Origin of the sequence: Bacillus sp. ISL-34, from assembly GCF_018613325.1 — a bacterium.
GTDB lineage: Bacteria > Bacillota > Bacilli > Bacillales > DSM-1321 > Peribacillus.
Genome location: NZ_JAGGQJ010000007.1, coordinates 14,525 through 35,097, shown reverse-complemented (window position 1 = coordinate 35,097; position 20,573 = coordinate 14,525). Strand labels below are relative to the sequence as shown.

Sequence of the window (20,573 nt, the reverse complement as noted above, 5' to 3'; positions counted from 1 at the left end):
AATACGGGAATGATGATTGAAACCCAAGTTAAGATAAAATTCATTTTAAATAAGTATATGCAAGATATTTTCTTGCTTCTTATATCTTCCCTTTATTTCTCCAACACCATCAATTGTAAGCGAATCAATGTTTTCAATGGGTTTATTCTCTAATATAAGGTGTAATTTATTTATGTTTTGAACTCCATCATCGACATGGTCAATAACCTGTTGTTGAATAAGAAAATCTTGATTGTTCATTCTTACTTTTATAAAGCTCTTATGTAACAGTCTATCTTCTAATGGGATGATATTCATCGGGTCAAAGGATACAGCAGTTATTTCCCCTTCAATATATAGATGAATACCTGCTTGTTTATTAAACTCATTAAATGCTTTAATTCTCTTTTCTATAGCAAAATTAATGACTTCCTCTGTTTCAGAACTTATTTGCACATCAGCTATTGAATAATCCATATAATCACAGGACTGCTGTTTTAATAGGTCATATAATATATCTTCTCTATCAAAAAAACATTCCATCCAGCCTGGTGAAAGCTCCTCCAGTAACAAACACATAAGCAAACCGGAACTATAACAACTTCTTCTAATACTAGAAGTAGATTCATATTTGTTTATTAGTTGTTGTGCATACTTTTTTAAAACTGAATGGTAACCAAGCGGGCTTTTTTCCGAGTAAGCCCTCAATTCGACATACCACGCAGGTCCCTCAATGGTTTCAATCAATTTCTCATATGTTAGGTACTCTTCAATCATGGCTGCTCTTTTTTCCCTTAGGACAATGAAAGCATTAAGGTATTGTTTCTTCTTAATTATGTTATTTTCCAACAAGGCACGATAAAGATTTGTTCGTTCCTGATTTCGTAATTCCACATTTTCTTTTGACAACGGATATGTGATTCCCATCATTTCATCAGGAAACCGTTTTTCATCCTTTATATACTGATAGCCGTGAAATATTTTATGAACCAGTATTGAATACAAATCTTCATATTCCTCATAGTAATCCATATTAACAATTGCAGTGGGATATTCTTCATACATAATGATTGTGTCACCAGTAAACTGTACATCCCAGCTTAAAGTATGATATGTACATTGTGAATTGTTACTTAATTTAGGATGATTGAATAGATAAACATTGCTCTTATCATATAATGCATACGCAACAAGTTCAAAACCCGGCCAATAATTTTTCAACTTTGCTTTAACCAAGTCTTCAGCAATCCGATTAAGATGATGAGGCATTCTTTTTCTCCCCTCCATTAGGTTAAAAACATAATACCATATATAATTTAACATAAATATCCAATTTTCGATTGAAACAAAAAAAGCCACTGTAACATATCAGCTCATGGGAGCGAATATTCTTACGGTGGCTTTTTTCATATGGTCACTTTTTAATTTGCCTCGCTGCGTAATGATTGGCCTGAAAAGCCGATAGCGCTTGGAACATATACTGGACAGCTGCATATACGCCACATGCAAGGAGTATTCCTGCGAGTACATCCAATACAGCATGCTGTTTCGTAAATAGCGTGGAGAGGATGATCAGTGTTCCGAAGGCAGTGACACTGGCATACTCCCATTTGTGCTGTTCTTTCCGCTTATGGGCGACGATCATCATGATGAATGTAGTCAGTACATGTATGCTGGGAAGACAGTTGACAGGTTGATCATGACTATAGACGAATCGCATTAACTGGGCAAAGATATCATTGCCCACCACTTCTGGACGCGGAACTGTCGTTTGCCAAAGGCAATATACAAGAAAACAGAAAAGTTTCCCCGATATCAAGCAGCCTAATCCTATGAAATACTGCTTTCGGTCAACGAAACAGTAGTAAATCAGCAATCCATAAATATACGGATACCAAAGTAAATAAGGAACAACAAATTCTTTAATAAAGGGAATCTCCCCATCTATTACAGTCGTAACATCGACAGCATGACCTGAAGATTGATTGATGATTGAATAGATGGAACTAGTAATCACCAAAAGTATTAAATAATATAACGGGTGAAAGGATAGTAAGGAATTGTTTTTCATAGCTCGCTCCGACTTTTCAATATATTGGTTTTTTCCAAAGATTATTATACAACATTTTTCACTAGATTAACTCTTTAATTGCTAAAGTTAATGATTCCCATGAACTAGTAAAATGGTTATCTCTTACTTTTCATGAGGCCAAGAATACATGAAGAAAGCCGTGGCAAACATACCACGGCTTGAAACGGAAACTTATATGTGAGAAGGCAAAAGTATTATCGCCGCTTTCTCTAGATTTGGTTATGGCGTTTTTTCCATACAAACGTTAAGGAAATGAAGATGTAGATGCAAAGTGTAATGACCGTAACGATTATGGAAGTCGTGAAAATGATTCCGATCAGAATCGTTATTAAAGCGATGATCGCAGCCCAAGTCGTATAAGGGAACCATTTTACCGAATAGGCACTTGTTTTTCCGGACTGTTGTTTACGTGATTTCAAATGGGCGAAAGCAATGATCAACCAGATGAATAACACGGTATATCCCAGCGAACCCATTAGGAAATCGAAGGTCTTGCTTCCAGCAAATAAGGAAATCAATACACCGCCATATAAAGCGGAAGTACACATCAATATTGCGGGAACAGGTACTTTCTTCTTGGATAAACGGGAAAAGATTTTCGGAACGCGACCATCCACGGCTTGTGTATACAGAACGCGGGATGAACCATACAACCCGGAGTTCATCGATGATATGATCGCTAATAGAACAACGGCATTCATGATATGGTCGGCACCTGGAATCCCGATCATTTGAAAGACCATTACAAACGGGCTTTCCTTCACCCCGTTTACTTCGTTCCAAGGAATTAAGCTAACGATGATGAAAAAAGGAATGATATAGAAAGAAATGATCCTGACCAATGTACTGCGAACGGCCTTTGGAACCACTTTTTCAGGATTTTTCGTTTCAGCTAATGTGACCCCGATGATTTCCGTACCGCCATATGAATAGATTACCACCAGCATCGCCGTGATCAAACCTGTCGATCCATTCGGAAAGAAACCGCCATGTTCGGTCAAGTTAGAAAAACCGACCGCGGTATGATCACCAAAAGTAACGAGCAGCAACAATAATCCAGCCATGATGAACACAATGATGACCGTAATCTTAATTAAAGCAAGCCAGTACTCCGTTTCAGCAAAAACCTTTACCGACAGCAAGTTAACCGCAGTAACTAAAACCGAAACAGCTAATGCCAGTATCCAGATTGGATATCCAGGCAGCCAATATTGAATGAAAATCGCTGCAACCACTGATTCGGCCGCGATATTCAATACCCACATTTTCCAATAGATCCAATCCAGGAAATAGGCAGGATACTTTCCTAAGATCGATTGGACCAAATCCCTGAATGTTCGTGCACCGCTATTGCGGACCGCCATTTCAGCTAAACCTTGCATGATGAATAATAGGATGATTCCTCCTATCAAGTACGCAATGATTACGGAAGGGCCTGCCATATCAATGGCTGAACTGCTTCCTTTAAATAAACCTGCCCCGATTGCACCGCCTAATGCCATCATCGTAATATGCCTTGAAGTCATTGTCCTCTGTAAATTCCGTTTGTCCGTTTCCATATCCTTACCTCCCAAAAATCAAAAAAGCATATCGTCTCTTCCTTCATAATCAAATGAAGAAAGAGACGATATGCCTTAAGCTTACCGCGGTACCACTCTTATTGGCTCTTTAATGAACCCTGCTTTAAAAACCTTGTAACGAAGGTTAATCGTTAAAACAAAAGAATGGAATCATTCCTATCTTTCGCTTTACCACTCCCAGGCAAGTTCAAAGTATCATTGGACTGCGTTGCACCAACCCGCAGCTCTCTTCACCGAATAATGAGCTTTTACTACTCCTGTTCATTGCGTTTCAAAAATTATATCTGAATATTTTTAATAATATCCAATACTATACGGACTCAAGGTAAATTTGTCAATAACTTTCTTAGGATAATATTTTTAAAGAAACAAATCATGGGAAATCGTGGTGATCCGGCCATATGGAATTAGAAAATTCTATTTAAAAGAAAGCCACTTTCCGTCTTTCTTATTGCGCTAATGCACCCGTTAGTTTAACAATGTTGACCTCTGGTATAATTGGTATAAAAAATAAGAAAAGTACGAAAAAAAAATCAATAAACTAAAATCCACCATCATTAAATCGGTGTTTTTTTTATAATTTTTTTCCTTTTTTTGAAGGTTATTTAGTCACCTTTCTATATTCCAACTACCTCTCATTCGCAAAAGAATTCAAAAAGAAATAGACTCCCTTCCTTTGAGGAGAGAGGTCTATTCTTTGGTTAGATCTCGTATTACTTATTTAATAGTTACTTTCTCTTTATAAATTTATTACACGCATAAAGCCCTGCGACACCAGTTATTTCTGCTGCTAATGATTTAAGAGCAGATCCACCTACTCTCAGTTTTTCCTCCCAAGTTGTAGCTCCTGTAATAAGCTTTGCTGTTTCTTTGAAACCACCTAATGCATTTATATATTTTTTTACTTTAATAATCTTTGCCGCCACGAAAAGATTTGAACCCACAAACCATGTTAAAGCCGCAGCACAAGCCCCAATTGCAACCCAATCAGGATCTGCTAATACAGGAAACGCTGTATTTTTGTTAAATTCAACTACTTGTATTAAAGAATTATCTATAATTTCATAATGAGTAGGTACATCATTACCATTAGCATCTTTAGCCCATGCTTCTCCAAATATACTTTGAATGATATTATTTTCATCAACTACAAAAACCTCTTCAATATCATCTTCCATTGCTAATTCTTCTCCATAATAGTCGGAAGAGAATACTAATTTATGACCTTCTGGTAAATCTAGTTTAAAATCATATTTATTAGGTGCATTCTCATTATTAATACTAACAATACTTCTTACTCCACCTTCAGTAGGTTGAATTACTAAGTCTACATTCTCTTCACCATTATATTGATAGCTGCCATCCTTTGTTACTACTGGATTACCAAGCTTCATTTCATTTGGTATACCAATTTTAATATCTGGTTCATTTTTAGGGTCACTACTTACAACAATTTCATTAAGAAATTGATCTGGTAGTTTAATAGTATTAATTTCATTATTAATAGAACCATCATCATCTGCTTTTACTAATTGTTCTGTTCCAGTAATTTCTTCAGCTGCTTTTGCTGCATCAATTCCATCAGCTGTTATTGCTTGTACATTTGAATGAATAGAGACTATCGCTGTAAATAATACTAAACTCAGGAATACCATAAAAATCCGATTGGAATTTTTCATTACTCAAAATACCTCTTCTCATGTGTTTGTTTTAATTGTATAATAATGGATGTATGATGTAAATATTTCCCTTAGAAAAGGTGGTAAATATGAATAGAATTTTTAATTACACGACTGTATTAACATTCTTTCTTTTAATTTTATTTAGTGCGAATATGATTAAACAAACAACTTTTGTAGTTCTATTTATTCCTTTAGGCCTTTGTATGTTAGGAGTTGGAATAATTCAATTAAAAAAAACTATAAAAAATAGAAATAATATTGAAGAAGAAGCAAGTACATTTAAAGCTTTATTAGAAAAAAGAATAAAATAACCACACCTAAAAAAAGTGGAAGAAACCACACCCTTTTTTAGGTGTGGTTTTTATTTTTCCACCTTTGTTAACTACCTGGTCTCAATAGTTAAAATAAGGGTATTTTTCAGGATTTTTCTTGTTATTCCAAGAAAAGAAGAATCGTACATTTTGTTGTAAGGCCTCTGGAGAACTGCTGTTTCACGGTTTATTGATTCTTACTCTTAAAAGTATAATAGAGTTAAAAGTGAAAGAGGGTTATTCAAGATGATTGGTCATGAACCTAAAGAGTTATTAAGGACTCTGCTAAATGATTATAAAATGCCCGCAGCATCATTAAGTAAAATTACCAGAATATCTGAGCAAGTCATACTAGATTTTGCAAATGGTGAAAATATTCAACCCGCGATAACTCAAACAGAAATGATGGACCTAATAGATATGGCCGGCCTTTTAGTTATCGGGGTGCCTTCAACCGATGCAAATGAAAGGGTCTCCGCCATAACTCAAGCACTGAACAATGAACTTGGTATACCAGTGGAGACGATTTCCTTATTCTCTAATCTTGACTGTGAAGATATCGAAGAATTCATAAAAGAAAATGATTCTCTGTCAATTGAGAAAAGATACAACCTTGCAGTAACAGTCCTTTTTTTGCAATATATATTTAAATGATGATTTATTTATATATGAAACACTTACCCGGGTTTGGCTTTTACGCAACGGAGCTTTTCCAGGGCTAACAAAACGTTTCAGTATAATGCTTAAGTAACTCCCCCTTTTCACTATCTGAATATTCACAAAACCACAACACCCCAATGCTCGATACATGAGGGTGACAACTGCAAGAGTGAGCAATCACTTTTCTAATCAGTTTAATCTTGGTCAGAACCAAGAACCACTACTATTTTGGGAGGATGAGTGGTTCTTTTTCCGTTTCTTGGCGAACGCAGACAGGATTAGATTGTTTCTACTGTAATAAATATCTCTTTACCATTTCTGAATTAAGTTCAATAAGAAATGTATCATATGGTCTCCTTCCCCATCTATTATTAGATGGAAAGGCAAAACCGTGACCTCCCACTCTATCCTATTTGTCACTCTGTTTTATCATATATTTCCTGTTATAGTATTTATATGAAGAAAACAAATCTAACGTATAACTTAATATCTGATTGGAGGACATAATGAAAAAGACGTTAATTATTATGATTATTTTATTATCTGTTTTGGTTGGGTGTAGTAACGGTGATAAATACATAAAACTTTCTGGGGAGAGCAATAATTGGAAGGGAGAGTATGTTGCAACCGCAACCGAAGATTCGGAAAATGGAACTTTCACTTTTAAATATAAAGATCTAGATAGCGAAGTGTTTTTCAAGAATTTGGAGATTTCAATTAATGATGGTGAAACTAAGCAGAAAACGACAAACCATAAAGAACCAACCGTTGAAATTCAAACTTCATGTAGCGGCTGTTCAGTTACTAATGAGAGTATGCCGATACATATAACAATTAATTGGGATGGTAATGAAGAAATCTTTTATTTGGAGCAAAGCAAATAAAAAGAGTGCGTAATTGCCCACCTTCAACTCTAGCCGAAATTAATTCCCGCAAGTGCAGCTAACATCTGAACTAGACCACCGAAATGAGTAGCCAACGTATAAGCAATGACGAAAAGGCTTCCCCAATAACAACTAAAGACACCGTTCTATTTCAATATAGGATATACAACTTCTAATATCCTATATTGAAATAGAACCGATATATCCGGAATGACGCGGCCTTTAAAGGTCATTTTCCTATCCATCATCAATAATTCCGGCTGAAAAAACCCCACAATTAACACAACTCCTGTTTGCCTAATCAAATCAATATATTCATAAAAGCCTAGGCTTAAAACTCCTTCCCTAACCATGATGCAGCCACCATCAGAACACCAACGACAATCACTATAACCGGTCCTACAACAATTAATCCAAATAGCAGTGAGCCTACTGCGTCCAGGAAGATTCGAAATGGTCCTGCTTTTTCCTTTTTATTCTGTTGCTGCGTTAATAAGTCTTCAAGATGACCTACTTTTTGATTCAATTGCTGCAACTCTTGAATCACTTTTGTGTCCTGGTCCATGAATTACCACCCTCTCAAATTAACAATAAGTGTCAATTCTATCATTTACATCCATTTTTTAAAAGTGAGATTTAACCTCGAAACCAAATCTATTTTAAAACTATTTTTTCAAATTCTGTCATCAATGATACAATAACATGGTCTGAAATCAATCCACTCTATAGAACACGTGAGGTATCATATTTTTTATGAAAGCAATACGATTATTAAAGAGTTTTAACTTTTTATATTTTGGACTGCTTGCCATTTTCATTCCGTTTCTCCCAGTCTATCTGGCTGATCAAGGTTTGCGTCCAGCCCAAATCGGATTCATCATCGGTACAGGAGGTTTTGTCACCCTCATCACCCAGCCTTTATGGGGAATGATCAGCGATAAAACAAGGACTATACGAAAAGTCCTGCTGTTACTCATCTTTTTCTCGAGCGTAATCGGTTATTTCCTCTATGATTCAAGCAGTTATCTTCAGCTCATCCTGTTTGCCATGCTGCTATATTTCTTTCTGATGCCGATCGATCCCCTGACGGAAAGCCTCAATTTTACGATGGCAGAGAAATCCGGGATCAGCTACGGCTCCATCCGGACATATGGTGCATTGGGTTATGCGGTCATATCGCTGATCACCGGCTATGTTATGTCATATTTCGGAGCGAACAGCCTTGCGTTCCTTTTTGCAGGCATAGGTTTGATCAGCTTCATTGTCAGTTGGATGATGCCTGATGCTCCCGTTTCAGGGAAACCTGTCACCTTAAGCAGCCTTAAGCATTTTTTCAGCAATAAAGAGACGCTTCTCTTTCTGTTATTGGTCTTTATCTGTGCTGTTCCAGCAAGGATGAACGATACCTTCCTTGGAGTATATATCCGGGAACTTGGGGGAAGTGCCAAGCTTGTAGGCTTGACCTGGTTCTTGGCTGCGGGAAGTGAAATCGTTGTATTCGCCCTAAGCTTTTGGTGGCTGCGCAAAGGTAAGGAAATCATCATCATTTCGTTTGCAGCAGCGTTTTTCTTTATCCGTTATTTCGTCTCTGCGTGGATTACCGATCCACAGCTATTAGCTTATTTGCAAGTCATGCAGCTATTGACTTTCCCGATTTTCTACTCGGCGGCCATCCAATATCTTTACCGGATTGTTCCGGTGGAATGGCGTGCCACAGGCCAGACCGTACTGGCGCTGCTATTCTTCGGGGTTTCGGGAATCATTGCTTCTTATATAGGTGGAGCCATATATGGAGCATATGGCGGGAAGACCCTTTACTTGTTCATTTCCTCCATCTCCTTTATAGGAATGGTATTCGCTTTGGTTCTTTATCGGATATACGGAACGAGGCTCGATACCGCAGAGGAAGCTTGATTTAATTCTACGGATTCTCTGAAACAGAGTCATTGTAGAAAACACTGAATTGTCTACACTTATCTGGCCAGATATTTTAAGGGCAGTTACAATAACTAACTACAAATAAGTCTAGACGATTCAAACCATCCAACTAGTTCGTGAGGTAGACGGTAAGCAATAGCTTTTCCATTCAACAAATAAATAAGCATCTCAAAACAGCAACGCCCCATTTCAAAATTGGAATTTCGTTCCTCTCACTTTGTATTACTATAAAGTTATGAATTAAAATATCTATTAAACACAAAGTGAGCTTAAACTTGCCTTTGGAAGGGGAATGTTCGTGAGAAGTAAAACTTTAAAAGCCTTATTGTCCGTTATCCTATTAACCAGCATGTTTAGTATTACATCACTGGCAAAACCATAACCGGCAGCAGCATGTTATCCTGCATATAAATGTATGAAAGTACCTCCAAAAGACTATTCATTGGTCTACCAAAATTCAGATAGGCGTAAAGGTCTGATTATTGGTGGGGTTGTATTGGGTGGTGTAGGATTTTTAGGGACTACTGCAGGTGTCGGCTCTTTTGCAGTTGCTACATATACTAGTTGGAAAGAGTTATATCATGGTAGTCTTTCATTTAGAAACTACATTAAGAAAAGTGACCTTAAAGCTTATAAATTTAAGTCAAAAACAGTATACTATGAAATTCAACTACAAAGGTAAGACTACGACTAAGTACAAGTATCACAACTAAATAAAAGAGGTGTTTTGATGTCAAAATATCGTTTATTCCACACTCTTATCGTGGTCATGTTCTTCGAATGCTTTCTATATGGTGTCACCACCAGAACACCTGAAAGTTTCACAGTAACCATTATTGGTGGGTTTGTTGGAATAGGTTTATTGTTGGCTAATCATAAGATGAATAAAAAGTGTGAAACATAAAGACTGGGGCTACAAGGTAATGTCCTTTTGAGACCCCAAGAGGGTCTTGGTACAGCAGCGAGTCTATCAACTCCTTATCCTCTCCCGTTCACAGACGTAATATGGCGATTTCTCGCCTTCTCTAGTCTCTGCCCAGAACCATAGAAAAAGGGGGCTGTCTCATAAGTCCAATTTAGACTTATTGACACCCCATCTTTAAAATCAAGATGTTGATTTAACAGCATTCTTGATTTTTTTATTTGCTTCTTTTTGGCTGGTTTTATCCTTTTGGGACAGCCCCTTTTTTTGCATCATTGTTCGTCATGAACGAGCGAATGCTTAAATGCGTAAATCACTGCTTGCGTGCGGTCCTGTACCGCAAGCTTGCTTAATATATTGCTGACATGCACTTTGGCGGTTTTCAGGGCTATGTATAGTTCATCGGCAATTTCCTGATTCGTCTTCCCTTGTGTCATCAGCAGTAAAATTTCCATTTCACGGTTTGTCAATTGATCATGAAGCTGGGTGATTTTTGGGCGACGCAGCTTTTCCATCATTTTTCCCGTCACTTCAGGTTCAAGTACGCTTTGACCCTGGAAAGTGGAACGGACGGCTCTCGCAATCTCGCTGGCCTTTGATGTTTTCAGCATATAGCTCGTCGCTCCGGCTTCCAATGCCGGGTACACTTTTTCATCATCCAGGAAGCTTGTCACAATGATGATCTTTGCTTCAGGCCATTTTTCGATAATTCGTTTCGTCGCTTCTATGCCGTCCATTTCCGGCATCACCAAATCCATCAAAATGATATCCGGACGCAATTCCATTGCCAGTTCGACAGCTTTCAAGCCATTGTCCGCTTCCCCGATCACTTCGATATCCGATTGTGCGGATAAATAAGCCGATACACCTATCCTTACCATTTCATGGTCATCGACAAATAGTACTTTAATCATCATGATCACCTCCAGCATTTAATAATGGGATTTTCACTTCAAGTTTCGTTCCTTTATTCGGAACGCTTACAAGTTGCATCGTTCCGCCTAATTCAACAGCCCGTTCATGCATGTTTTGCAGACCATATGATCCCGTTTTCGACTCCTCGACGTTAAAACCGATGCCGTCATCCGTTATTCGTAAAATGATCATCCCATCACGAACGATCAATAGCACTTCAAGCGAGTTCGCTTTTGCATGTCTCAGTGTATTGGAAATCGATTCTTGTAAAATCCGAAACAGATGGTCCTCAATCCCCTTATCCAGAGTGACAGGCTCCATCTTCCAATTTATATCCATCGTCACTTTTTGGGCCAATTCCAAAAGAAGCTCCTTCATTCCTTCATGTAAAGATTTTCCCTTTAATGCAACAGGTCTCAAGTGAAGCAATAACGCCCTCATTTCAAGCTGGGATTGATGGATCATTTCTTCCACTACCTTGAATTGTTTCATTTCCGTTTTTTCCATATCGGATTGAGATTCGGTGATGGCCGACATGAACATCGAAGCGGCAAACAATTGCTGGCTCACCGAATCATGCAGTTCCCGCGCCAAGCGGTTTCGTTCCTGGGAAACGATTTCCTGGATCTGTTTCTCCTGATCAATGGCCTTTTCATTCGCCATTTTTTGCGATAATTTTGTCTGCTCATTGATTTGCTTATGGATTAGTTGCATCCGTTCCGCCATTTTAGCCATCTCTTGGACGGGATACGCCTCCTGTTGCGAAGGCAAACGGCCCTGTTCAAGTAAATGCAGCCCTTCATCCACCCTTTCGAGCTGCCTCTTCCAAAACATTCCCGAAACGACTCCATAAATCAGCCCTACCGTCATGACCAGGCTTGGCAGGAATATGACGAAGGGTAACCCCATGACCACTTTCTCCCACAATAAACTCCAGTCGGATAAAGGGAAAATGAAGAAAACCGCCGCCGGCAAGGTTAGGGAAAGAACGAAAGCAACACCAAGGGCAGTCAATATCTGCCGTGTCAGTATGCTCATATCCGCTTCACCTCTAAATCGCCAACTAAGATTGAAGTGATGATATGAACCTTGTGATCCGTTTCATTGAACCCTTCCGTTTGGTAGGAATAAATTTGATTAAAGACCCTGGATTCAGGCTTATTTTCAAAGATCCGCGCTCTGCCTGCAATGACAGAATGATGGACCTTGATTTCGATGCCATACGGTACAAGCACAGTGATATTGCCAATGATATTCCTGATGGAAATGACAGCGTCGCCTTTCGGTAAAATCGTTTTGCTTAAATCGATAACCGTATCACCGACCCCGCCCTGAACATTCACGGAATTCCATTCATACACATGTTCGGACGTTTGTTGATGACCGAACAGCTTATTTTTAAATAAATAATCGGTTTTCAGTAATCGTTCTTGATTGATCTTTTCTTCGTCCGAATCATCATTGGTTAAAATGGGACTGACCCAATCAGGATTCTTTTTGGACTGATAATATAAAAGCAAAAGATAAATGAGGATCGCCATTAGGAAAAATCTAAACACGAACATATTCAAGACTGTGATAATAAGGGAAATCAGCCCTATAAAAAATAGGATTTTCCCGATTGTACGTTTTGTGAATTTCCTGCCTAAATAGATACATCCTATTGAAAAAGCGATGGAAAAAAGGAGACCTCCACCCGTAAATGAAATCTCTAAAAAAAGCAGGACGACTCCGATGAGAAGTATCCATCCCATATAGTCCGTCTTCACCTTGTTCAACATCGGTTCGCCTCCCCTGTATATGATCATGATATTCTTAAAAGGCACAGAAACCCGTGCCTTTTAAGAATACCATGAAATTATCACGTTCTGACAGCCTGTTTTCCCCCGCCCTCCATTCCAAAAGGCCAGGGGATTAACAGCGATGCCTTACAAAACCTTTACGCTTCTTTCTGTTCCAATTCTTTTTCAAGCTGGACAATCCTGGCATCGATCGTATGCCGATTATAATCTGTATGGACCTGGTGCTCGATGCGATCGATATAATGCTCCATTTCTTCAAACATCGCTACAGGTTTGGCTTCGGAACTGCCTCCGTCCAAAACCCGATTAATCCGGTTGTTTGCCCGGGCAATATTTTCCCTGCCCATCAGTTCCAACCGCTTTAGATGCATATCCTTCAGCTTATGCTTCATTTCTTCATATTTCCGCTCCAGTTCAGCTAACTGAACTTCTGCACTTTTATGCGCCTCTTTCAAGCTTAGAGCCCGATCTTCATAGTGCAGGCTTTCCTTGACAGCAAATTCCATTAAATCGGTTTCTCCCGACTGCTTAGCAATCTCAGCCTGATGCTTACGTTTTTCAGCTAGATTTTGCGCTTGATTATATTCACGCGTAAACTCTTCTTTCAAAAGATATTGACGTTCAAGCAGCTTACCGACTTTTTCTGTCTCCTGCTCACATTGACGCAAATATTGATTTAACATTCCAATTGGATTTTTTTGCTCCTTCTTATCCAACAAGTCATGAAAATCCGCTGAAATCGTTTGTTTCATTCTTGAAAATAAATTACCCATTTCAATTCCGTCCCTTCTATTAGTTCTTATTCAACTCTTTCCACTCTCTTTCAAAATTTGAGAATGGGTCATTTTCTTTAGATGATGCACTTTCATCATTTTCATTCCATTTTTTATAAACCAGGTAAAGAACATAAGCTGCCACCAGTCCCAATATTGCCGGGATATGGGAAATAGAAACGATCAGCACGATAATGGAGACTGATCCCCACGCAATCTTCGCCCCTGTCGATTCGGACTTCATGAACTGCTTGAACCCAAAGTATAGGATCGCCAAGCAAATCGCCAGGCTGATCAGTGGACCAACGTTCGCCAGTAACAGGAAAAGTGCGATCAGTCCTACAATAAATAAACCAAATTTCTTCATTGTTTTCGTCCTCCTTTCTATGTTTATATCTTATCTACTTTTACAAGTTCGTATAATGAGCCTTAGCTATATTTTCTAGTAAGACTTAAGGCGTAGACGCTGTAAGTCCCACGCTAATGAGGGCGTTTTATTCATGTGTTTGAGTGCTTTAATCGTGGGTTTGGGCGATTTACTCGTGAATTCCGCTGTTTTACTCGTGAATTTGAGCGGTTTACTCGTGAGTTTGACGTTTACTCGTGAGTTTTGATGATTTACTCGTGAGTTTGGGCTGTTTACTCGTGAATTTGGCGTTTACTCGTGAATTCCGCTGTTTTACTCGTGAGTTTTGATGATTTACTCGTGAGTTTGGGCGATTTACTCGTGAGTTTCGACGATTTACCTGTGAATTCAGTGTTTTTGTTATAAGGGATTAATTCTGTAAAACCTTGAATAAAAAAAATCTTCCGATATACCGGAAGATTGGTGAACTGCATATATCATTACAAATACAAGCCTTCGACGTAAACTGAGGTGATGGTTTGAGCAATTTCTTCGACAGAACTTTGATGCTCGTTTCGGACAATTTCCCACAGATACATTTCATTTGTGAAAAACCACCCTCTTGCCACAAGCTCATGGTTTAGTTCAGCTCTTGCCAGCCCATTGTGCTGTGCATAGGCGACGTCCTTTGAAATTCGCTGAATGAACTTCATGCGGATCGCTTTCCATTTATCTGAAATAATGGTCGATATCCCAATGGCCTGTTCGAAAACTTGCATCATATTGCGTTCAGCTTCTGCCATTTTCAAAAAAGCATTAGCTTGTTTGTTTATGATATGTTTTGCTTCGTCTTTTGATTTTGGAAAGAAAGAGGTCTCGGCAATTTCATAGAATTGCTCCATTACATTTTCCATTAATACAATTAACAGATCCTCTTTCCCTTTAAAATGAACATAGGCCGTTCCGTATCCAATGTTTGCCCTTTTGATCATTTGGGAAATAAGCGCAGCTTGATAACCTTCTTCAAGAAATATTTCCTTTGCAGCTTCTAATAACTTTTGACGTGTCATGATCGAGCGTAAGTGCCGTTTATCCCCTACTTTACCATTTTCCATGCTTATTCCTCCCCTTATCTTCTAGAATAAAGGATTTCCATAAAATAAAAAACATTTGTTGGAAAGATTGATTCAATGTTTATAATTTTCTGAATTAACTTATTGACACCATGTCATATTCTTTGGTACGATTCTCCTAGAAATATTTAGAATACTAATATAGGAGGATGATTATGGTTTCTGAATACACATTGGATCACGCTAAACAAATGGATGAGAATGATAGTCTTAAAGGTTTTCGAGAAGAGTTTTATTTAAAGCCGGATTCCATCTATATGGATGGAAATTCATTGGGGCTTCTTTCGAAAAGGGCTGAACGAACTCTTTTGGAATCTTTGGAAGATTGGAAGGAACATGGGATTGATGGATGGACGCAAGGGAATCACCCATGGTTTTTCATGGCAGAGAAATTGGGTGCGAAGATGGCCCCATTGGTCGGAGCTTCTCCTGAGGAAGTTATCGTAACCGGCTCCACAACTGTAAATCTGCATCAGCTTGTTGCCACTTTTTATAAGCCTGAAGGTACGCGCACAAAAATTTTAGCAGATGAATTAACCTTTCCGACTGATATTTATGCTCTTCAAAGTCAGCTGCGTACACATGGATATGATCCGGAAACAGATCTCATCCGCGTCAAAAGCTCGGATGGCAGATTTCTTGAAGAGGATGACATCATCGAAGCAATGACCGATGACATCGCTTTGATCATCTTGCCAACAGTCCTGTATCGCAGCGGTCAAATATTGGATATGAAACGATTAACTGATGAAGCTCATAAAAGAGGAATAGTAATCGGATTTGACGGATGTCATTCTATCGGTGCCATTCCGCATTCATTCAGCGAATGGGATGTGGATTTTGCGTATTGGTGCAACTATAAACATTTAAATGGCGGTCCTGGCGGTGTTGGCGGTTTATATGTAAATCGAAAACATTTTGGAACGATGCCTGGATTGGCTGGATGGTTCGGCTCCAAAAAAGATAAACAATTCGATATGGAACATACGTTAACACCAGCTGAATCAGCAGGCGCGTATCAAATTGGCACGCCGCATGTGTTAAGTTGTGCACCTTTGATTGGGTCTTTGGACATTTTTATTGAAGCGGGAATCGAGAATATTCGTGAAAAATCCCTGAAAATCAATCAATATTTAATGGATTTAGTCGAATCCGAATTGGCAGACATGGGATTTTACATTGGAACTCCTAGAGAAGACATACGCCGCGGTGGTCATGTAAGCCTTGAGCATAAAGAGGCTGCACGGATTTGCAAGGCATTGAAAGAGAACGGTGTCATTCCTGATTTCCGAGCACCTAACATCATTCGTCTCGCTCCGGTTGCACTATATACTTCCTACGCAGAAGTTTGGGAAGTTGTACAAATACTCAAGAAAATCATGTCAGAAAAACAATATGAAAAATTCAAGAATGAGCGTGAAGTGGTCGCATAACATGGAATTCCGCCAGATGGGGCCCATCCCTCAAATGGTTAGTTAATTAGGGCATGATAAAATCTTTTTTGATAAAAAGGGGATGAACTATGGAGAACAAAAATACTCAATTGAACTTTAAAGATGAGCCAGAAAAAGGATTAAAACGTGAGCTGGAAACAAATCAGCTTTCCATGATCGCAATGGGCTGTGCCATCGGGACAGGGCTATTCCTTGGCAGCGGGCTTGCCATTCAAGCGGCAGGGCCAAGTGTATTGCTCAGCTATGCACTCGGGGCGTTCATTGTTTTACTGTTGATGGGCTGTTTAGCCGAAATGACTGTTGCCCATCCCACTTCAGGTTCTTTTGGGTCCATTGCTGAAAAGTACATGACTCCGATGGCTGGCTATCTTGTCCGCTATTCTTATTGGATTGCCAATGTTTTGGCTGTTGGGGTTGAGGTAAGTGCAGTCAGCGTGTATATGAAGTATTGGTTTCCGACCGTGCCGGGAATCGTATGGATTTTGGTGTTTGCAGGTGCCCTTATTTATGTAAATGCTACTAGCGTGAATACATTCGCTACATTTGAGTATTGGTTCTCCTTCATTAAAATAAGTGCCATTGTTGGTTTTATCCTTCTTGGATCCTATGTGCTATTCGGTTCTTCCGATCAGCCACATATAGGATCTGAGAACTTTGTAAATGAAGGCGGTTTTTTCCCATTTGGCGGGTGGGGAATGTGGGTAGCCGTATTTATTTCTTTATTCAGCTTTCTCGGAACCGAAATGATAGCGGTTACATCAGGAGAAGCAAAAGATCCGGATGCAGCTGTTCCAAAAGCCTTAAAAGCGACCGTGTTCCGTTTATCCACCTTCTATGTGTTGACAATCGGCATCATGTTGATGATCGTTCCGTGGAAAACGGCTGGGATTGAGGAAAGTCCATTCGTCAAAGTAATGGAAATCTTGAACATTCCTGGTGCATCCGGGATCATGAACTTTATTATTTTAACGGCCGCTTTATCTGCCATGAATGCCCAGCTCTATGCTTCAACACGTATGATGTTTTCATTGGCTCGTGGAAAACATGCGCCTAGCTTTTTAGGAAAGTTAAACAAAAGGGGCGTTCCGGCAAAAGCACTTGCTGTCTCTACAACTGGGATTTTCATTGCTGCAGGCGTTCATGCTTTACTTCCTGGTTCATCCTATGCATTCATGATGGGGATTTCCATGTTCGGTGCCATGTTCACATGGCTCATGATCTTCATTTCCCATTTGTTTTTCAGGGTTAAATGGGAGAAAACCGGCGGACGCAAATTGCCGGTAAGGATGATCGGTTTTCCCTATTTAACGATACTGGGAGCCGTTCTTCTATTCAGCTTAATGATTACAACATGGTTTACAGATTTCAAGATCATGCTTCAATTCGGGATACCTTGGTTACTATTTTTAACTGTTGCTTATTTTATTTCAAAAAGAAGAAATATTAACCATAATGTAATGGAAGAATCCCTGGAAAAGAAGATAGAATAGAATGACAGAATAAATAGTTTTGCATATGGAAAAGTGAGGGGATTGCGGAATGAAGAATATGGATAACAAAGAACAAACAGTAACTGGTCTAGAGAAAGAAATTCAAACCGATTTTCAAAAATCGATGTCTTACGGAGATTATCTCCACCTTGATAAGATTTTAACTAGTCAACATAGATGTTCCGATCATCATGATGAAATGCTATTCATCATTATCCATCAAGCGAGTGAGCTATGGATGAAGCTCATTTTACATGAGTTGACAGCAGCAACTGAGTCCATCCGCCAAAACAAGTTGGAACCTTCGTTTAAAATGCTGTCGCGCGTTTCGAGGATCCAGCAGCAATTGATCCAGTCATGGAATGTCCTTTCAACTTTGACGCCGGCTGAATACATGGAGTTCAGGGATAAACTGGGACAATCTTCCGGATTCCAATCTTATCAAAATCGTTTGATTGAATTTGCATTAGGAAACAAAAATGTCCATACGCTATCAGTCTATCAGCACCAGACAGATTTATACGAGCAAATGCAGCAGGCCCTTCATGAGCCAAGTATTTATGACGCGGCGATCAATGCACTTGTGGCGCGCGGATTACCTATTGATCAAGAAGCCATCAGCAGGGATTGGTCACAAAGATATGAACCAAATGCCAGTGTAGAAGAGGCGTGGCTGACAGTTTACCGCGATGTTGAGCAATATTGGGACTTATATGAGCTGGGCGAGAAGTTAGTGGACATTGGCCATCAACAGCAATTATGGCGTTTTAATCATATGACCACAGTGGAAAGAATTATTGGTAATAAACAAGGTACTGGCGGATCATCAGGGGTAACGTATTTAAAAAGAGCCCTGGATCAACACTTCTTCCCGGAACTATGGAGTCTAAGAACGAAGCTTTAAGATTTTCAAGAAACAGCCAGTAGAGATGGAGGTAAATGCATGGGGACATGGATTGATATTTCACAACGTCTGGATGAAAATGTTGCAGTTTGGCCTGGAGATACACCTTTCTCATACAAAGTCAATTGGAGTAAAGAAGAAAGTGGATCTGTCAATGTAGGTCAAATCAATATGAGTATCCACACCGGTACCCATATTGATGCACCTTTTCACTTTGATGACGATGGAAAAAGAGTGATTGATTTGGATCTCGACTTATATATGGGAAGTGCCCGAGTTATCCATTTACCTAACAAGACAAGCATCGGTGTCAATGAATTATCCAGTATAGACCTACAAGGCGTTACCCGTCTGTTAATTCGCACGGATGCATGGAAGAATCGGAGTGTGTTTCCACAAACGATTCCTCATATCCAACCAGAATTAGCGGCATATCTTTCAGAAATCGGCGTTCGTCTTATTGGTCTTGATTTACCATCAGTGGATCCACTGGATAGTAAAGAACTGTCTGCACATCATGAACTTGCCGGTCATGGAATTCACATTTTGGAAGGACTTGTACTAGACAGTATAGGACCGGGTAATTATGAGCTGGCAGCCCTCCCACTTCCTTTAGTTGAAGCAGATGGAAGTCCGGTACGTGCTGTGTTGAAAAAGTTACCTTAACAAAATTTTTTCAATAAAACGAGCCAGATCATAAAAAATGATTTGGCTTGTTTTTTTGTTCCGTTAGATTGACTCCTTTGTATTGAGATAATCATGACTTTCATATTTATCTCCCTAATCCAAGTACATCTATGTTATAATTTTCAGAATTCATCGTCTAAGAGTGGAGGTCCTAATATGGAAAACTTTTATTTGTTCATCATCATGTGCATTCTTCTCATCATCTTACCTGGTCCAGATACAGCAATAGCCACAAGGAACACTGTTACCGTAGGGACGTCGGGAGGTTTTAAAACGATGTTCGGTACGTGCTGTGCCCTGCTTATTCATACATCAGCTGCCGTGTTCGGACTTTCGGCAATCATTGTGAAATCCGCTTTCCTATTTTCCATCTTTAAATATGTCGGTGCCGTTTACTTGGTATATCTAGGCTTCAAGACCTTATGGGGATTAAGAAATAAGCAAGTTGCCGCAGCGGCGGAAACGTCAGTCAAAAGTAAGTACGAAAACCAGTCTTGCTTTAAGCAAGGGTTCCTTACCAATCTGCTTAACCCTAAAGTGGCCGTCTTCTTTTTAACATTCCTGCCTCAGTTCGTGAATCCAGGCAAAGATACGTTTTTACCGTTCCTGATCATGGGCATAACGTATACCGTTTTAACTGCGATGTGGTTTGTATTTTATATCTATCTGCTGAACCAAATCAGCGCTTTCATGAAAAAGCCTAGAACTCAAGCGATTTTCGAGGGTATAACCGGGACGGTCTTGATTGGTTTCGGGATAAAACTAGCTCTGGAAAAAGCTCATAATTAATCTGAACTGCACCCTAATTGTTAGACAACACCTAACAATCAGAGGTGCAGTTTTCTGCAGATGCAGGATATAAAAAACCATAATTTGTTGTTTTAATAAAACATAATGCTCACGAGTAAATTTTCTTGTTATCTCTTTCTGGAATGGACAAATAAATAAACTCCCTTAAGGGAGCTTTTTATATTCTTTGGTCATTCAACTTTTTGGATAGGGTTGTCCAAACATATTGAGG

General features: G+C 39.1%; 22 protein-coding genes and 1 other annotated feature. Of the genes, 10 read left to right on the top strand and 12 right to left on the bottom strand.

Annotation, left to right across the window (positions count from 1 at the left end):
- Positions 1–45: 45 nt before the first annotated feature.
- The 4 genes from J7E52_RS07745 to J7E52_RS07730 all read right to left on the bottom strand — a co-directional run bounded on the left by J7E52_RS07745 (position 46) and on the right by J7E52_RS07730 (position 5,330).
- Positions 46–1,248, bottom strand: coding sequence for a hypothetical protein (locus J7E52_RS07745; RefSeq protein WP_214744673.1), 1,203 nt, complete (start codon positions 1,246–1,248; stop codon positions 46–48).
- A gap of 145 nt (positions 1,249–1,393) precedes the next feature.
- Positions 1,394–2,050 carry a phosphatase PAP2 family protein gene (locus tag J7E52_RS07740; RefSeq protein ID WP_214744671.1) on the bottom strand — a complete coding sequence of 219 codons (657 nt, stop codon included), beginning with the start codon at positions 2,048–2,050 and terminating at the stop codon, positions 1,394–1,396.
- Between the two features lie 230 nt (positions 2,051–2,280).
- Complete coding sequence (locus J7E52_RS07735; RefSeq protein ID WP_214744669.1) at positions 2,281–3,630, bottom strand: amino acid permease; 1,350 nt, start codon at positions 3,628–3,630, stop codon at positions 2,281–2,283.
- A 58-nt stretch (positions 3,631–3,688) separates the two neighbouring features.
- Positions 3,689–3,925, bottom strand: a binding site (T-box leader).
- Positions 3,926–4,379: 454 nt separating this feature from the next.
- Complete coding sequence (locus tag J7E52_RS07730; RefSeq protein WP_214744667.1) at positions 4,380–5,330, bottom strand: hypothetical protein; 951 nt, start codon at positions 5,328–5,330, stop codon at positions 4,380–4,382.
- An 89-nt stretch (positions 5,331–5,419) separates the two neighbouring features.
- On the opposite strand from J7E52_RS07730, the gene J7E52_RS07725 reads away from it, so the two are divergent.
- The 3 genes from J7E52_RS07725 to J7E52_RS07715 all read left to right on the top strand — a co-directional run bounded on the left by J7E52_RS07725 (position 5,420) and on the right by J7E52_RS07715 (position 7,188).
- Positions 5,420–5,644 (top strand): hypothetical protein, encoded by a 225-nt coding sequence (locus tag J7E52_RS07725; protein ID WP_214744665.1) that lies wholly within the window; start codon positions 5,420–5,422, stop codon positions 5,642–5,644.
- 246 nt (positions 5,645–5,890) lie between these two features.
- Entirely contained in the window at positions 5,891–6,298 is a 408-nt protein-coding gene (locus tag J7E52_RS07720) for an HTH domain-containing protein (protein ID WP_214744663.1), read from the top strand.
- A 512-nt stretch (positions 6,299–6,810) separates the two neighbouring features.
- On the top strand, positions 6,811–7,188 hold the full coding sequence (locus tag J7E52_RS07715; protein ID WP_214744661.1) for a hypothetical protein: 378 nt from the start codon (positions 6,811–6,813) through the stop codon (positions 7,186–7,188).
- A 146-nt stretch (positions 7,189–7,334) separates the two neighbouring features.
- Here the strand turns inward: J7E52_RS07715 and J7E52_RS27360 are convergent, their stop codons facing one another.
- Together J7E52_RS27360 and J7E52_RS07705 are read right to left on the bottom strand one after the other, a co-directional pair.
- Positions 7,335–7,541: a hypothetical protein gene (locus tag J7E52_RS27360; protein ID WP_396020253.1), complete on the bottom strand. Its 207-nt coding sequence runs from the start codon at positions 7,539–7,541 to the stop codon at positions 7,335–7,337.
- Positions 7,520–7,753 (bottom strand): hypothetical protein, encoded by a 234-nt coding sequence (locus J7E52_RS07705; protein WP_214744659.1) that lies wholly within the window; start codon positions 7,751–7,753, stop codon positions 7,520–7,522. The genes J7E52_RS27360 and J7E52_RS07705 overlap by 22 nt, the downstream gene beginning before the upstream one ends.
- A 188-nt stretch (positions 7,754–7,941) precedes the next feature.
- On the opposite strand from J7E52_RS07705, the gene J7E52_RS07700 reads away from it, so the two are divergent.
- Complete coding sequence (locus tag J7E52_RS07700; RefSeq protein WP_214744657.1) at positions 7,942–9,102, top strand: MFS transporter; 1,161 nt, start codon at positions 7,942–7,944, stop codon at positions 9,100–9,102.
- Between the two features lie 520 nt (positions 9,103–9,622).
- Positions 9,623–9,808 carry a hypothetical protein gene (locus tag J7E52_RS07695; RefSeq protein WP_214744655.1) on the top strand — a complete coding sequence of 62 codons (186 nt, stop codon included), beginning with the start codon at positions 9,623–9,625 and terminating at the stop codon, positions 9,806–9,808.
- 512 nt (positions 9,809–10,320) lie between these two features.
- On the opposite strand, the gene J7E52_RS07690 is transcribed toward J7E52_RS07695, so the two are convergent.
- The 6 genes from J7E52_RS07690 to J7E52_RS07665 form a co-directional block, all read right to left on the bottom strand.
- A complete protein-coding gene (locus J7E52_RS07690; protein ID WP_214744755.1) occupies positions 10,321–10,962 on the bottom strand; it encodes a response regulator transcription factor in 642 nt (213 codons plus the stop codon).
- Positions 10,955–12,001 carry a sensor histidine kinase gene (locus J7E52_RS07685; protein WP_214744653.1) on the bottom strand — a complete coding sequence of 349 codons (1,047 nt, stop codon included), beginning with the start codon at positions 11,999–12,001 and terminating at the stop codon, positions 10,955–10,957. Before J7E52_RS07685 ends, J7E52_RS07690 begins: the two co-directional genes overlap by 8 nt.
- Entirely contained in the window at positions 11,998–12,744 is a 747-nt protein-coding gene (gene liaF, locus J7E52_RS07680) for a cell wall-active antibiotics response protein LiaF (RefSeq protein WP_214744651.1), read from the bottom strand. The genes J7E52_RS07685 and liaF overlap by 4 nt, the downstream gene beginning before the upstream one ends.
- 158 nt (positions 12,745–12,902) lie before the next feature.
- A complete protein-coding gene (locus J7E52_RS07675; protein WP_137018631.1) occupies positions 12,903–13,538 on the bottom strand; it encodes a PspA/IM30 family protein in 636 nt (211 codons plus the stop codon).
- A gap of 19 nt (positions 13,539–13,557) precedes the next feature.
- Complete coding sequence (locus J7E52_RS07670; protein ID WP_063232490.1) at positions 13,558–13,905, bottom strand: lmo0954 family membrane protein; 348 nt, start codon at positions 13,903–13,905, stop codon at positions 13,558–13,560.
- Positions 13,906–14,384: 479 nt separating this feature from the next.
- On the bottom strand, positions 14,385–14,999 hold the full coding sequence (locus tag J7E52_RS07665; protein ID WP_214744649.1) for a TetR/AcrR family transcriptional regulator: 615 nt from the start codon (positions 14,997–14,999) through the stop codon (positions 14,385–14,387).
- A 173-nt stretch (positions 15,000–15,172) separates the two neighbouring features.
- Between J7E52_RS07665 and kynU the strand changes: the two genes are divergently transcribed.
- From kynU to J7E52_RS07640, 5 genes are all read left to right on the top strand, one after another.
- The gene (gene kynU, locus J7E52_RS07660; RefSeq protein WP_214744647.1) at positions 15,173–16,450 is read left to right on the top strand and encodes a kynureninase; all 1,278 of its coding nucleotides are present in this window, start codon (positions 15,173–15,175) and stop codon (positions 16,448–16,450) included.
- Between the two features lie 89 nt (positions 16,451–16,539).
- Complete coding sequence (locus J7E52_RS07655) at positions 16,540–17,961, top strand: amino acid permease (RefSeq protein WP_214744645.1); 1,422 nt, start codon at positions 16,540–16,542, stop codon at positions 17,959–17,961.
- A 58-nt stretch (positions 17,962–18,019) separates the two neighbouring features.
- Positions 18,020–18,865 (top strand): tryptophan 2,3-dioxygenase, encoded by an 846-nt coding sequence (gene kynA / locus J7E52_RS07650; RefSeq protein ID WP_396020257.1) that lies wholly within the window; start codon positions 18,020–18,022, stop codon positions 18,863–18,865.
- Between the two features lie 39 nt (positions 18,866–18,904).
- Positions 18,905–19,531, top strand: a complete 627-nt coding sequence (gene kynB, locus J7E52_RS07645) for an arylformamidase (RefSeq protein WP_214744641.1) — start codon at positions 18,905–18,907, stop codon at positions 19,529–19,531.
- Positions 19,532–19,708: 177 nt separating this feature from the next.
- Positions 19,709–20,341: a LysE family translocator gene (locus J7E52_RS07640; RefSeq protein WP_214744639.1), complete on the top strand. Its 633-nt coding sequence runs from the start codon at positions 19,709–19,711 to the stop codon at positions 20,339–20,341.
- Positions 20,342–20,573 lie beyond the last annotated feature (232 nt).